The organism is Paenibacillus sp. FSL K6-2524 (genome assembly GCF_038005525.1).
GTDB lineage: Bacteria > Bacillota > Bacilli > Paenibacillales > Paenibacillaceae > Fontibacillus > Fontibacillus anaericanus.
Genome location: NZ_JBBOSP010000001.1, coordinates 4,008,149 through 4,020,998, shown reverse-complemented (window position 1 = coordinate 4,020,998; position 12,850 = coordinate 4,008,149). Strand labels below are relative to the sequence as shown.

Genomic DNA, 12,850 nt, shown 5'->3' with positions numbered 1-12,850 from the left:
TAGCAAACTATTGTTAGTTCATTCGCTTCTCAATAAGGCTAACGCATACTCACCTTTTGATTCCCTACCTCATACATTGTTGAAGAGGACAGTGGAGGAGGCGAAACGATGAGTAAAATTTCTAAAGAAGCCCTGAATGCTATTAATAAGAAAAGTGGCAAACATCTCACGGATGGTAACGTTAAAAAACTGGCTAGTACTGTGAAGCCGTCGACACTTCAGAGTGAAACTGAACTGCGTAAGTTAATTAAGCAGGTGTCAACAATGGCTAAGGTACCTGTTTCTGAGGCTACAATTAATGAGATCATCGGGGCTGTGAAAAAGAGCGGCATGAACCCTTCCAATATGGAAGCATTAATGAAATTAATGATGAAGAAATAAGGCGGGTATTAGACCGATTAACAAGTAATTAATAGGACTTAGGCTCTGCGGCGATGAAGCTGTAGGCCTTATTTTTTTGTGGTAATAGGTAGGTTCGTAGCCTGAATTGTTTGATAATGCTATAATATTTATCATATCAATAATATGGAAAAGTGGGAGATAACGCTTATGGACGCTATGACCAAAATGTGGTTATCCATTGCGGCGGTTCTCGTAATGGGGTTATCTGTTTTTTTGATCACGTTTGCCCGGAATAAGACGAAAAGTTGGGTAAAAGGAATTCTATCGTTGATCGCGTTTGTTATGATGTTGACTGGGTTTCTAGTCGGCCTTGTATCGATTACATAGGATAGGATTTCTAGCGGAAGCGGAATAGAGAAGAGGTATACATATGATTTCAGACATAAATGATAACCTATATTCCGAAGTATTAATGGCACTCCGAGAGCTCAGTGTCCGCCTGCAAGACTTTGGAAATCCTTGGTTGCTAGGCGGGAGCTGTGGGCTTTGGTTACAGGGTGTTAAGCTTGGAACTCCTCCAAGGGATGTTGACATCTATGCGGATATGGATGATGCAGTGCTGCTGCATGAACAACTGGCTGACGTTCTGCTGGATGTCCCGCGACTTGATGAAAGTGGTGTATATATATCTCGACTTAGTCATTATAGACTAGGAAATTTGACGTTAGAACTAGTCGGAGGGTTCGAAGTGAAGACTTCGGATGGTGGCTATAGGACGGAAGTGTCTAATGTATTACACGAAGAAGCTGTGCTGGGTCAACTTGAGGGCATAAATATGTTCTTAATGCCACTGAGTCATGAATTGCTGTTTAACTTGTTGAGAGAACGACCGGACCGGTATCTAGCGATTGCTGAGGTCATGCGGGGGTCGATGGAGCGACATTTGCCGCTTTTATTAAAGTTACTCAAAAGGAACGATTGGAACACCCACCTGGTGAACAAATTGGCTGATCTGTTAGACAGCCCGACATTAGCTGAGCAATGGTTCCGAAATCGAAACTGTGAGGCGTAAGGAGGGACATGGTGGAATACCAAATAAAATTCATACCACAAGGTAGGACACTTAAGGTCCGTCCTGGGACAAGTGTTCTTCGCGCGGCACGGGAAGCTAGAGTTTTTATTTCAACACGTTGTGACGGTCATGCAGGCTGTCTCATGTGTAAAGTTGAGGTGGAACCTGAGCATGAGTCTGCATTGACCCCTCCGAGCGATGCTGAACTCCGTAAATTGGGTCCCTTACTAGATCAGGGCATTCGTTTGGCCTGTCAGGCCCAGATATGTGGTTCTGCAGAAGTTAGACTACCAGAGGATCCTTTGAAAGCGGCGATCCGAAAGCAATTAGAGCGGCAGAAGGAAAATGACGATTTGTGGTAATCCGGCAAGAGTCCATGAGTAAAGGATGATTCATTGTGAGACCTGGAAGGTATAAAATCGTCAATCTAATTGCCCGTAGTGGGCTCCTACTGTGTCTGATTACAATCGGGACAGTGTATTTGTCCGGGTGCATGTATCCAAAGGAACAGCGGCAGGAGAAGGTTGTGACTTATCGAGAAAGTGTAGATCGTATTCAAAGAGCGATGGATCAGTTTCAAGAAGAACAGGGGATTCTACCGATCATTACGGCAGGAATAGAGACTCCAAGATATGAAAAATACATCATTGATCTTGATCAGTTGAACCGAAAAGGATACATCGATGAAATTCCAGATACTGCTTTTGAAAAAGGGGGTAGCGCATATTTTTTAGTCATTAACGAAGAGATTGATCCAAGGGTTAAAGTCATGGATTTAAACACAGTCCAGAGGGTCAATGATGTGCAAAGACTCGTAGATAAATATCGTGCTTCCCATGGAAATGAATTACCTGCGGTTGACGGGAAAGAAACCTATCCAGGCTTATACACCGTGGATTTACCACAAATCGCCGGCAAAGATTACCCACTTCGAAGTGTGTTTTCTGGCGAGACACTACCCTATTTGATGAATGGTAAGGGACAGGTATTCGTGGATTATGCTGTTGACATTATGCAAGCTGTGGATAAAGCAGGGATCAAACCGGAAGGGGATGAGGATCTAAGGTTAATTTTGGTAGATCAGTCATACTTCGTGCCGGTGAAATCTCTTTCCTATCATTGGGTCAAAGGCATGCCAGTTCCACAAGTTGAATAAGCAATTATTTTCCTGCCTCATGACTTAGTCGTGAGGTGTTTTTTTGTCTATTTGTTATTTGTCAACGATTGAACATAGCATTAATCATCACTATCAATATTTCAACTGATAGTAAAGATGATATTGTCATAATTCTACTTGTTGATACATACAAATTTAATATGGCGGAAAAAAATCCGCCTTGTTCGTGGCGAAGCAGCGACTTTGCAAAAAAAAATGGGCGTGGCATGTTTCTACCGTCATAATTACGCATCTGGTACATATGATGATACTAGTCCAAATGCATGTACGAGTTAACGCCGCTTCGTTCAGGTTCTCTCCCCAGTGGTTTTCGGCGGCGGACACGGGCAAGAGGAGCTGCCGCTCCTGCCGTAGCAGTGATTGTGAAAAAGATGGTGAATAACGAAGCGGATGCTCTCAAGGCATTTTTCCTTCGGCGAATTTTGAGGAGGGGATATCATTGGTATTGGAGAAAGTTGATATTTTTAAGGACATTGCCGAACGTACCGGAGGAGACATCTATCTAGGTGTGGTTGGAGCTGTCCGCACCGGGAAGTCTACCTTTATCAAACGATTCATGGAGACGATTGTGCTACCGAACATCGCGAACGAAGCGGACCGGATCCGCGCGGTGGATGAACTTCCACAAAGCGCAGCTGGTAAAACGATCATGACGACCGAACCCAAATTTGTACCTAACAATGCGGTGCAAATTAAGGTTGCTGAAGGTCTTGATGTAAACGTAAGGCTCGTTGATTGTGTTGGTTATGCAGTCGAAGGAGCTAAAGGTTACGAAGACGAGAATGGACCACGGATGATTTCGACTCCTTGGTTTGAAGAACCTATTCCATTTCAAGAAGCGGCGGAAATAGGAACTCGCAAAGTGATTCAAGAACATTCCACACTAGGTGTGGTAGTAACAACTGATGGTACGATCGCAGATATCCCACGTTACTCTTACGTGGAATCAGAAGAGCGTGTGGTAGCTGAACTGAAAGAAGTCGGTAAACCATTTGTGTTAGTCATCAACTCGACTCGTCCTAGTAGTGAAGAAGCACAACAATTGCGTGGGGAACTGGCTGCGAAATACGACATTCCAGTTATTACACTCAGTGCTGCAACGATGACCGAGGAAGATGTTACTGGCGTTCTGAGGGAAGTACTGTATGAGTTTCCTGTTCACGAAGTCAATGTTAATCTACCTAGTTGGGTAATGGTACTAAACGAGGATCATTGGCTCCGTAGCAATTATGAGAACTCTGTCCGCGATACCGTAAAGGATATCAGACGGTTACGTGATGTTGACCGGGTTGTCACTAACTTCTTGGATTATGATTTTATTGCTCGTGCCGGACTTAGCGGGCTGAATATGGGGCAAGGGGTAGCTGAGATCGACCTGTACGCTCCAGACGATCTGTATGACCGAATTCTGATGGAAGTAGTAGGGGTTGAAATCAGAGGCAAGGATCACCTGTTGCAGCTCATGCAGGAGTTTACTCATGCTAAGAAGGAATATGATCGCTTTGCTGAAGCACTTGAGATGGTCAAGACGACAGGTTATGGGATTGCAGCTCCATCATTGGCTGAAATGGCGCTTGACGAGCCAGAACTTATTCGCCAAGGAGCAAGGTTCGGTGTGCGGCTGAAGGCAACAGCACCTTCTATTCACATGATTAGAGTTGATGTGGAGTCGGAATTCGCACCGATTATTGGCACCGAGAAACAAAGCGAGGAATTAGTTCGCTACTTAATGCAAGATTTCGAAAACGATCCAATCAAGATTTGGGAATCCGACATCTTTGGTCGCTCGCTCCATTCCATTGTAAGAGAAGGCATTCAAGGGAAAATAGCTATGATGCCAGACAATGCACGCTACAAGTTGCAGGAAACGCTAGGACGAATTATCAACGAAGGCTCCGGTGGTTTAATAGCCATAATTTTATAACCATTGATTCCTCACAACAACCGTGCGCAAGCTAATGAGCTGCGTGCGGTTGTTTTTGTATTTTAGCTCATAATTTAGTGATTTTATCTATTATTTTTACAGTTAAAATAGGTTAAAGACTTAAAAAGCTTGAAATTATGGATAGGCTGTATTACTATAAATTTGTTCGGCCCTCCTGGTTTTCGCTGTGAAATGGCGAATTTACAGGGGATTTGATGATATTGGACGTAGTATAACGTATATTCTGCCGCAAAACGGAAACACAGAATATCATGGTATTATTAGATTACTTAGTAGGGAGGTGAATCATGATGAACAAATCTGACTTGATTTCTCAAGTAGTGGAAAGCACGGAATTGTCGAAGAAAGATGCAACTAAAGCAGTTGACGCAGTATTCGAAGCAATTTCCGAAGCGCTCCAAAATGGTGATAAAGTACAACTGGTTGGCTTCGGTAACTTTGAAGTCCGCGAGCGTTCTGCCCGTAAAGGCCGTAACCCGCAAACTGGAGAGGAAATTGAAATTGCTGCGAGTAAAGTTCCCGCTTTCAAACCGGGTAAAGCACTCAAAGACGGAATCAAATAATGATTTCTACATATTTTCTCTGCAAAAAGACCGTGGGCAATTGTTCACGGCCTTTTCTTTTTAATTAGTCAGAAAATATGGGAATCATGTCACTCAGGTGTAAATAAGACATGGGAAGAAGGTCTGATCATGGATAGTCACAATCACAAAGCCAATAGTGGAGACGAGCAAGAAGCTATAAGTGGCGATTATTTCGTGGTGAAAGCCAAAGAGCAGGGCGTTACGGTGATCGGACTGACCCGGGGAAAAGATACACGATTTCATCATACCGAGAAATTAGACAAGGGTGAAGTTCTGATTGCACAATTCACAGACCATACCTCAGCTGTGAAGGTTAGAGGTAAAGCAATTGTGATGACGAAGCACGGTGTAATCGATACGGATGAATGATTTTTTTGTTTTGCAGGCATAGCCTGCTTTTTTTAATTGTACAATGGGGTATGGACCCGAACGGAAGTCATCTGTAAACGGGTGAAATCAAAGGGGGAATGCCCCATGAAACAAAAATGGGTACTTCAGGTCATTGTAATGATGTTTGGCTGTACACTTCTGCTTGCTTCCTTGTCTTGGTTAAGCACACAAGGAGACAAAGCTGGTGGGGCCTACACGGTGTTTGCTGAGGAACAACCAGCCATGCTAACTAATGATAACCTTGTCGAAGGGTTGAGTGCTCTTGAGCTTCCTACAAGGATTGGTAAGGTGAACTTGAACAGGAGTATCTTGTCAGTCGACCTAAAGGTGACGGAAGATGATTTTGATGCAGCAAAGTTATATCAAGGGATGGCGGAATTAATCTCCTTCTCGATGGAGCGAACTAGTAATGTGGATCAACTCTTATTAAGACTTGTGGCAGAAGATAAATGGCTCGGAACAAGATACTTATTGCTCGCTGCTGATGTACGTAGAGGTCAATGGCCAGAAACGGCGCTAGAGAATTTGCGCAATGTAGGAAACAAGGAGATCCCTAAGGAACTCCAAACCTGGTTTCGTATGACGGAAACACATCTCTGGAAATCGAAGTTCCGGGATTTATAGTCAAGAGATTCATTTTTTTATTCAGCGCGAAAATGAGCGGTGCTGATCGTGCGCACCGAAAAAACATATGCTATAATAGACAAGATATTGACAACTTTATGTGATATGTATGATAGTATACCGGCTCGGAGGCTAAGGATGAAACCTTATCGTATAACTGAACTAGCAAAAAAGTATATTGATTATGACATGATTTCAACTCACACGGCGCTCCCGGATTTTCCGGTTCCCCGTGTTCGTTTACTTTATACGTTTCTAATGGATCGGGACGGCGGTAAATCTTATCGCACGGCAGAAACGTTTGCGTTGGCGGCTTTTCTAGTACAGTTAGGTCTAGATATCCATGATCGAATCGATCAAGAAAGCCATCGTAAAGAGGAACGGAGTATGCGTTCTAGGCAATTGAAAGTGTTGGCAGGGGATTATTTCAGCAGTGCATTCTATGAACTGCTCGCCCAAGCCGGAGAAATCGAAATGATATCTGTAATGAGTGCCGCTATTTGTGAAGTGAACAAATTAAAAGTAAACCTGTATTCAAAGTTAAAAGGGATGCTGCTGTCTGCTGAGGATTATTTGAAAGAGCATGTTCATCTGAAGATGCCACTCTTTCTGTCTTTTTCCCATCTCTTGGACAAGTCGGTTCATAACATATGGAGATTGCTACTTGCTGAATTAAGCCGCTGCGAAATAATTCTTAGCGAGATCAACTCTAGCGGGGAGCTGCCGCAGAACCATCGGGGTTATGCCTATCTGAAAATTATGGAAACAGGGACATTTGAAGATAAAGAGACATTAACAGGAAGCAGTGTTGGAGATCGGGAATGGAAGTCTTTGCTTGCCAAATACGGTGTGAAGGAACAATTGATAGTCTTGCTTCATCAATCGGTAGAGCGGACTCAATTGCTGCTCCAAGAATGTAAAGGTGAGACGGTACGCTCCGAGCTGGGAAAGGCTCTGGAGCCTTTTATTTCCATTATTTCTCCTCCGTGTCGCTCTCTGCAGGAAGGGTAAGGTGAAACGAATAAATGAATAATGACTCTGTATCTAAACCGAAAGAACAGTTTGTTCATTCTGTCTTTGAGAGTATTGCTCCGAAATACGATATCATGAATGATATTTTGAGTTTTAGACGTCATAAGGCTTGGCGTAAATTTACAATGGCTAAGATGAATATGTCACAAGGTGATAACGCAATCGATTTATGTTGCGGGACTTGTGATTGGACAATTAGCATGGCGGAAACATCTGGTGGTCACATCACGGGCCTAGATTTTAGCGAGAATATGCTCGAAATTGGACGTCGCAAAATCAGTGATCGGAACTTGGGTAACAATATCACAACCATACAAGGTAATGCGATGGAGTTACCGTTCGAAGATAATACATTTAATTATGCAACGATAGGTTTCGGTCTGCGCAATGTTCCTGACCTTCATCAAGTGCTGAGGGAAATGAAGCGTGTTGTGAAGCCGGGTGGGATGGTTGTATGTCTGGAGCTGTCTAAACCTACCTGGCAGCCGTTCAAAGGACTTTATTATTTCTACTTCCAAAAGGTACTTCCCAAGCTTGGAAAGCTATTCGCAAAGCGTTATGAACAATATAAATGGCTTCCTGATTCGCTTGCTCAATTTCCGGGGCGTGAGGAATTAGCGCGCATTTTCGCTGACACCGGATTGGAAAAGGTCCAAGCATATCCTTTAACTGGCGGTATCGCTGCTTTACATATCGGCATAAAGGAGACACATAATGTTTAAAAAAGCTGTTGTATTTCTGCAAATGATCAAATTTGAACATACGTTATTTGCGTTGCCATTTGCTTTTATGGGTGCCCTACTTGGATCCGTAGCTGTTAACGACCATCTCCCATCCTGGGCGCAGATCGGTTGGGTGCTATTAGCTATGTTTGGCGCTCGTAGTGCGGCTATGGGGCTTAATCGGTTGATTGACCGGGTCAGTGATGCGAAGAATCCTCGTACCTCGAACCGAGCTATTCCTGCTGGGCTATTGCAGATCGGAGAAGTGCTCCTATTTATTTTTGTTTCATTTGCTATGTTATTCTGGGCGTCCTTTATGCTTAATCCACTAGCTATGAAGTTGCTACCTATCGCTGTGGTGATGTTGGTAGTCTATTCCTATACCAAACGCTTTACTTGGCTATGCCATGTTGTGCTAGGTCTGACGATTGCACTCGCACCACTCGGTGGTTGGGCGGCAGTTACTGGTGTAGTAGACTGGACGGCAATGGTATTCTTTGCAACAATCACGTTCTGGATCGCGGGCTTTGACATTATTTATTCCTGTCAGGATGTTGAATTTGATCTTAAAGAAGGACTACATTCGATTCCGGTACGCTTTGGTGTGGCCAACTCACTGAAGATTGCTAGAGTGTTTCATATTATTACTGCATTAGGATTTATTGCACTCTTACTGATGACCGATCTAGGTGGCTGGTATATTGCAGGCATGGTTATCGCCTATCTCATATTGTTCTACGAACATTATATTGTATCGCCGGACGATCTTAGTCGTCTACAGACTGCATTCTTCACGATGAATGGCGTGCTTAGTATCGTCGTATTCTCATTCACTTTAATTGATTTGGTGGTGCGAAATCATTGATGGAGTTGAACCCAACAAGGAAATCAATCGTGGTCGGAATCACGGGGGCCAGCGGCTCAATTTACGGTGTGAAGCTGATCGAGACGCTGCTAGGGATTGGGTATAATGTACATCTAGTTATTACTAACGCGGGCTGGCGAGTAATTAAGGAAGAGCTAGGCTGGAATACTACGGATCGGGACAAGGTGCTTGCGGAGAAATTCGGTGGACGTCCTGGAAGTTATATTTATCATAACAATTCCGATATCGGGGCCACAATTGCTAGCGGTTCTTATCTTGTTGAAGGTATGATTGTGATGCCTTGCTCGATGGGGACATTGTCTGCTATTGCTAATGGAACTTCTGATAATTTGTTAACGCGCGCGGCTGACGTAATGATGAAAGAGAGACGTCCACTGGTACTAGTACCACGTGAGACACCTCTGCATGCCATCCATTTGGAGAATATGTTGAAGCTTGCCAGGCTGGGTATCGTGATGATTCCGGCCATGCCAGCTTTTTATTTTGGCCCTAAGAGTATAGACGATCTTGTCTCTTTCCTTGTGGGTAAAGTACTAGATAATTTAAGAATCGAACATGCTTTGTTTACTAGGTGGGGGGATCAGAATGAACAGCAGAGAGAATGACAATATCCTCATTGGAAAAATAAAATATACGAATGCTTGGCCTGTGTATCATCATTTCAATGTTGGGGCTTTATCTCGCAAGAGTGAATTAGTTACAGAAGTACCTTCCGTGCTAAATCGGGGTATTCTTGATGGATCACTAGATATCGCTCCTGTATCCTCCTTCGCTTTTGGTGTAGGAGCTGACAGGCTGTTATTACTGCCTGATCTGTCCGTCAGTTCAGATGGTCCAGTTAACTCCATCCTTCTCTTCTCACGTAAACCACCTGAGGAAATGAAGGAAGGAACCATTGCACTGACAAATACTTCTGCAACCTCTGTCAATCTACTCAAGATTATAATGCAGAAAGCATATGGTCTGAATCCAACTTATTCGGTTGGTGAGCCAGATCTGGATCAAATGATGGCTCATCATGATGCAGCTTTGCTGATTGGCGATCATGCTATTCGGGCTTCATGGCGGGATCACGGGTATATTGTCACGGATTTAGGGGATATCTGGAAAAAGTGGACGGGGTACGGTATGAGCTTTGCCGTGTGGACTGTTCAGCGCAGTTTTGCTGAGGCTAACCCCGAGTTCCTCACTGAAGTATGCACAGCTTTTAAGAGAAGTAAGCAGCAAAGCTTGAATGATTTGTCTTCGTTGGTTTCAGAGGCATGTCGTGAAATCGGAGGCACAGCAGATTATTGGCATCATTATTTTAACAATTTATGTTATGATTTTAACGATAAGCAACAGGCGGGACTGGCTTTGTATTTCGCCTATGCCTATGAGTTGGGACTCTTGCAGAATGAGGTCCGTATGGATATTTGGAGTGACAATACGCTGACACGGGTGAAATAATGAAACTAATGGATATTTTCGGCACGTTAAAGAGAGATATGGATTTTATAGAGCGGCAGTTGTACCGGAGCATCGATGGTGATGATGAACTGCTTAGTGAAACGTCTCTTCATCTTCTCAAAGCGGGAGGAAAACGACTTCGACCCGTCTTCGTTTTACTTGGGGGGAAGTTTGGCAACTATGACCTAGAGCGGCTTCAGCATGTAGCCGTTCCGCTGGAGCTCATCCACTCAGCTTCGCTGGTACATGACGATGTGATTGATGATGCAGGAACTCGGCGAGGTAAGCCTACAGTTAAAGCGAAATGGGATAATAAAATCGCCATGTATACGGGGGATTTTATTTATGCCAAAGCTCTTGTACTGGCTGCAGAACTGAGTAATCCAGAAATCCACCGTATTTTATCCAAAGCGCTAGTGCAAATGTCAATCGGCGAAATGGAGCAAATCCGTGATTTTTTTAATACGGAACAGACGGTACGAAATTATTTACTGCGCATCCGGCGTAAAACGGCATTACTTATTGCGATCAGTTGTCAACTTGGAGCTATGGCAGCAGGGGCACCGGAGAAGGTAAGTTGGTTGCTCTACAGATATGGATATAACGTAGGAATGGCATTTCAAATCCGAGATGATTTACTAGATCTCTGTGGAACAGAGAAGAGTATCGGGAAACCTCCTGGAAGTGATATGCGCCAAGGGAATATTACGCTACCGGTGATTTATGCACTGCAAGAACCAAAGCTAAGGGATAGTCTACTTCATGAAATTCATGGAATTCGTGCTCAGGACGGTGCAGGTGACGTGTCGAAAGCGATTGATATGATTATATCCGGTCCAGGGATTGGACAAGCGGAAAAATTAGCAGATCGTTTTATTAGCAAAGCTTTGGAGGCACTGGAAGGTCTACCTGAGAATAAATCGAGGGCACATTTAAAGGAAATCGCGCTCTTTGTAAATAAACGTTCTTATTGAATCTTACCCTTCCGTCTTTTTTCTGGTAAACTACGGGTGAAGTAATACTTCAATCATGTATAGAATTATGAAATGATGTAAAGAACGTTGAGAATTCGGGAGGGAAACCGTGGAACGAACATTTTTGATGGTTAAGCCGGACGGAGTACAAAGAGGCCTAATTGGCAGAATTATTAGTCGATTCGAGGAAAAAGGATTCAAACTGGTAGCAGGAAAGCTTGTTCAGATTTCGTCTATCCAAGCACAAACCCACTATGCAGAGCACGAGGGCAAACCTTTTTTTGGCGAGTTAGTTGATTTCATAACTTCTGGGCCTGTATTTGCTATGGTGTGGGAAGGTGATGATGTGATCGCTTTGTCACGGTTAGTCATTGGCAAAACTAAGGTTACTGAAGCACTACCGGGTACAATTCGTGGGGATTTTGCAGCACATACCCCATTTAATCTGATACATGGTTCCGATGGACCAGAAAGCGCAGAGCGAGAGATAGCCAATTTCTTTGAAGCGCAGGAACTCCTCGGATATTCCAAAAACCTTGACCTATGGATTTAAATCTAAAGTTTACACCATCCCTACGAGGGAACAGCGAAGAGCCAAAGGATCCAGATTATCTAGGTTTTATCCAGAATATTAAGAAACATACAGGCATCGATTTGGCTCAATATAAAGAAGCACAAATGAAGCGTCGGTTGACAACATTGCGTAATAAAAATGGGTTTTCAACTTTTGAGGCATTTTTCAGTGCGATGATGAGCAATAAGCCATTGTTTTATGAATTTTTAGATAAGATGACGATTAATGTATCCGAGTTCTGGCGTAATCCCAACCGCTGGGAAATGCTGAGAGATGTAGTTCTGCCAGAGGTGGCATCAAATAAATCACGTCTGCGGATTTGGAGTGCTGCTTGTTCAACTGGTGAGGAGCCGTACACTCTAGCGATGATTTTGGCAGACCTGAGACTATTAACGAATACATATTTGCTTGCATCTGACATTGATGACGGGGCGCTCAGCAAAGCAGCAGAGGGACTGTATGTTGAACGTTCACTCAAAGACGTGCCTCCTGCTGTTGCGAAGCAATATTTCAACCAAGAGGGCGCGATGTTTCGGATTGACGGTGCACTGAAAAAGGCGGTTACATTCAAGAAGCAAAATCTGTTACTCGATTCTTTCGAAGAAGGTTTTGATCTCATCGTATGCCGTAATGTCATGATCTATTTTACTGAGGAAGCAAAACAGGAATTATATCATAAATTTGCTAAGGCTCTGCGTCCAGGGGGCGTTTTATTTGTAGGTAGTACAGAGCAAATTTTCTCTCCGGCTGTTTTTGGTCTTGAAGCAACGGAAACATTTTTTTACCGCAAAAAAGCTTAAGAGCCACAGTATATTCTTCTTGTTCAATCCCGATACTGGAGAACATAAGCTATCGTGGAGGTTGGTCATGGATAAGAGAAAAGTAATTGATGCTTACCAACGTGGTTTTCTGACACCACAGGAGTGCGCTCAAGTTCTCGGGTTGGAAAAATCACAACTAAAGGGACTATTGGAGGACTTTCCAATGGAAACTCAGCGTACTGTAACATTGGATAATCACCCAGCTTCAGGATAGGTGAGAAGAATTAGAATATGTAGGATATATGAAGGCGCGTCGCT

The 12,850-nt window shown here is 43.5% G+C and carries 19 protein-coding genes; 18 read left to right on the top strand and 1 reads right to left on the bottom strand.

What is annotated here, in order from left to right:
- The first annotated feature begins 108 nt into the window (after positions 1-108).
- The 5 genes from NST85_RS18460 (at position 109) to NST85_RS18440 (ending at position 2,570) form a co-directional block, all read left to right on the top strand.
- Entirely contained in the window at positions 109-381 is a 273-nt protein-coding gene (locus tag NST85_RS18460) for a stage VI sporulation protein F (RefSeq protein ID WP_127190880.1), read from the top strand.
- Between the two features lie 168 nt (positions 382-549).
- Entirely contained in the window at positions 550-729 is a 180-nt protein-coding gene (locus NST85_RS18455) for a DUF2768 family protein (protein ID WP_127190879.1), read from the top strand.
- Between the two features lie 43 nt (positions 730-772).
- Positions 773-1,414, top strand: a complete 642-nt coding sequence (locus NST85_RS18450) for a hypothetical protein (protein ID WP_341190063.1) — start codon at positions 773-775, stop codon at positions 1,412-1,414.
- An 11-nt stretch (positions 1,415-1,425) separates the two neighbouring features.
- Positions 1,426-1,776 carry a 2Fe-2S iron-sulfur cluster-binding protein gene (locus tag NST85_RS18445; protein ID WP_127191170.1) on the top strand — a complete coding sequence of 117 codons (351 nt, stop codon included), beginning with the start codon at positions 1,426-1,428 and terminating at the stop codon, positions 1,774-1,776.
- Between the two features lie 35 nt (positions 1,777-1,811).
- Positions 1,812-2,570, top strand: a complete 759-nt coding sequence (locus tag NST85_RS18440) for a hypothetical protein (RefSeq protein WP_341190062.1) — start codon at positions 1,812-1,814, stop codon at positions 2,568-2,570.
- 271 nt (positions 2,571-2,841) lie between these two features.
- Here the strand turns inward: NST85_RS18440 and NST85_RS18435 are convergent, their stop codons facing one another.
- Complete coding sequence (locus NST85_RS18435) at positions 2,842-2,991, bottom strand: hypothetical protein (RefSeq protein ID WP_170220128.1); 150 nt, start codon at positions 2,989-2,991, stop codon at positions 2,842-2,844.
- A 45-nt stretch (positions 2,992-3,036) separates the two neighbouring features.
- On the opposite strand from NST85_RS18435, the gene spoIVA reads away from it, so the two are divergent.
- The 13 genes from spoIVA to NST85_RS18370 all read left to right on the top strand — a co-directional run bounded on the left by spoIVA (position 3,037) and on the right by NST85_RS18370 (position 12,806).
- Entirely contained in the window at positions 3,037-4,515 is a 1,479-nt protein-coding gene (gene spoIVA, locus NST85_RS18430; protein ID WP_127191168.1) for a stage IV sporulation protein A, read from the top strand.
- A 311-nt stretch (positions 4,516-4,826) separates the two neighbouring features.
- Positions 4,827-5,099, top strand: coding sequence for an HU family DNA-binding protein (locus NST85_RS18425; RefSeq protein ID WP_127191167.1), 273 nt, complete (start codon positions 4,827-4,829; stop codon positions 5,097-5,099).
- Positions 5,100-5,228: 129 nt separating this feature from the next.
- Positions 5,229-5,489 (top strand): trp RNA-binding attenuation protein MtrB, encoded by a 261-nt coding sequence (gene mtrB / locus NST85_RS18420; protein ID WP_127190877.1) that lies wholly within the window; start codon positions 5,229-5,231, stop codon positions 5,487-5,489.
- A 105-nt stretch (positions 5,490-5,594) separates the two neighbouring features.
- Positions 5,595-6,134 carry a hypothetical protein gene (locus tag NST85_RS18415; protein ID WP_341190061.1) on the top strand — a complete coding sequence of 180 codons (540 nt, stop codon included), beginning with the start codon at positions 5,595-5,597 and terminating at the stop codon, positions 6,132-6,134.
- Between the two features lie 138 nt (positions 6,135-6,272).
- Positions 6,273-7,145 carry a heptaprenyl diphosphate synthase component 1 gene (locus tag NST85_RS18410; protein WP_127190875.1) on the top strand — a complete coding sequence of 291 codons (873 nt, stop codon included), beginning with the start codon at positions 6,273-6,275 and terminating at the stop codon, positions 7,143-7,145.
- Positions 7,146-7,159: 14 nt separating this feature from the next.
- The gene (locus NST85_RS18405) at positions 7,160-7,888 is read left to right on the top strand and encodes a demethylmenaquinone methyltransferase (RefSeq protein ID WP_341190060.1); all 729 of its coding nucleotides are present in this window, start codon (positions 7,160-7,162) and stop codon (positions 7,886-7,888) included.
- Positions 7,881-8,753 (top strand): UbiA-like polyprenyltransferase, encoded by an 873-nt coding sequence (locus NST85_RS18400; protein WP_307395820.1) that lies wholly within the window; start codon positions 7,881-7,883, stop codon positions 8,751-8,753. The genes NST85_RS18405 and NST85_RS18400 overlap by 8 nt, the downstream gene beginning before the upstream one ends.
- Positions 8,753-9,379 carry a UbiX family flavin prenyltransferase gene (locus NST85_RS18395; RefSeq protein ID WP_127191166.1) on the top strand — a complete coding sequence of 209 codons (627 nt, stop codon included), beginning with the start codon at positions 8,753-8,755 and terminating at the stop codon, positions 9,377-9,379. Before NST85_RS18400 ends, NST85_RS18395 begins: the two co-directional genes overlap by 1 nt.
- Positions 9,360-10,223 carry a menaquinone biosynthetic enzyme MqnA/MqnD family protein gene (locus NST85_RS18390; protein WP_307395818.1) on the top strand — a complete coding sequence of 288 codons (864 nt, stop codon included), beginning with the start codon at positions 9,360-9,362 and terminating at the stop codon, positions 10,221-10,223. Before NST85_RS18395 ends, NST85_RS18390 begins: the two co-directional genes overlap by 20 nt.
- Positions 10,223-11,197 (top strand): polyprenyl synthetase family protein, encoded by a 975-nt coding sequence (locus NST85_RS18385; RefSeq protein WP_127190871.1) that lies wholly within the window; start codon positions 10,223-10,225, stop codon positions 11,195-11,197. The genes NST85_RS18390 and NST85_RS18385 overlap by 1 nt, the downstream gene beginning before the upstream one ends.
- A 109-nt stretch (positions 11,198-11,306) precedes the next feature.
- Positions 11,307-11,750 (top strand): nucleoside-diphosphate kinase, encoded by a 444-nt coding sequence (gene ndk, locus NST85_RS18380; protein WP_341190059.1) that lies wholly within the window; start codon positions 11,307-11,309, stop codon positions 11,748-11,750.
- The gene (locus tag NST85_RS18375; protein ID WP_127190869.1) at positions 11,741-12,571 is read left to right on the top strand and encodes a CheR family methyltransferase; all 831 of its coding nucleotides are present in this window, start codon (positions 11,741-11,743) and stop codon (positions 12,569-12,571) included. The genes ndk and NST85_RS18375 overlap by 10 nt, the downstream gene beginning before the upstream one ends.
- A 67-nt stretch (positions 12,572-12,638) precedes the next feature.
- Positions 12,639-12,806 (top strand): hypothetical protein, encoded by a 168-nt coding sequence (locus NST85_RS18370; RefSeq protein WP_170220127.1) that lies wholly within the window; start codon positions 12,639-12,641, stop codon positions 12,804-12,806.
- Positions 12,807-12,850: the final 44 nt, after the last annotated feature.

What these genes read in the sequence shown, in the direction of transcription:
- NST85_RS18390 (WP_307395818.1), top strand. Translation starts at nt 9,360, where the DNA reads ATGAACAGCAGAGAGAATGACAATATCCTCATTGGAAAAATAAAATAT.
- NST85_RS18375 (WP_127190869.1), top strand. Translation starts at nt 11,741, where the DNA reads ATGGATTTAAATCTAAAGTTTACACCATCCCTACGAGGGAACAGCGAA.
- NST85_RS18425 (WP_127191167.1), top strand. Translation starts at nt 4,827, where the DNA reads ATGAACAAATCTGACTTGATTTCTCAAGTAGTGGAAAGCACGGAATTG.
- NST85_RS18450 (WP_341190063.1), top strand. Translation starts at nt 773, where the DNA reads ATGATTTCAGACATAAATGATAACCTATATTCCGAAGTATTAATGGCA.
- NST85_RS18460 (WP_127190880.1), top strand. Translation starts at nt 109, where the DNA reads ATGAGTAAAATTTCTAAAGAAGCCCTGAATGCTATTAATAAGAAAAGT.
- NST85_RS18400 (WP_307395820.1), top strand. Translation starts at nt 7,881, where the DNA reads ATGTTTAAAAAAGCTGTTGTATTTCTGCAAATGATCAAATTTGAACAT.
- NST85_RS18395 (WP_127191166.1), top strand. Translation starts at nt 8,753, where the DNA reads ATGGAGTTGAACCCAACAAGGAAATCAATCGTGGTCGGAATCACGGGG.
- NST85_RS18415 (WP_341190061.1), top strand. Translation starts at nt 5,595, where the DNA reads ATGAAACAAAAATGGGTACTTCAGGTCATTGTAATGATGTTTGGCTGT.
- mtrB (WP_127190877.1), top strand. Translation starts at nt 5,229, where the DNA reads ATGGATAGTCACAATCACAAAGCCAATAGTGGAGACGAGCAAGAAGCT.
- NST85_RS18370 (WP_170220127.1), top strand. Translation starts at nt 12,639, where the DNA reads ATGGATAAGAGAAAAGTAATTGATGCTTACCAACGTGGTTTTCTGACA.
- NST85_RS18410 (WP_127190875.1), top strand. Translation starts at nt 6,273, where the DNA reads ATGAAACCTTATCGTATAACTGAACTAGCAAAAAAGTATATTGATTAT.
- NST85_RS18385 (WP_127190871.1), top strand. Translation starts at nt 10,223, where the DNA reads ATGAAACTAATGGATATTTTCGGCACGTTAAAGAGAGATATGGATTTT.
- NST85_RS18455 (WP_127190879.1), top strand. Translation starts at nt 550, where the DNA reads ATGGACGCTATGACCAAAATGTGGTTATCCATTGCGGCGGTTCTCGTA.
- NST85_RS18405 (WP_341190060.1), top strand. Translation starts at nt 7,160, where the DNA reads ATGAATAATGACTCTGTATCTAAACCGAAAGAACAGTTTGTTCATTCT.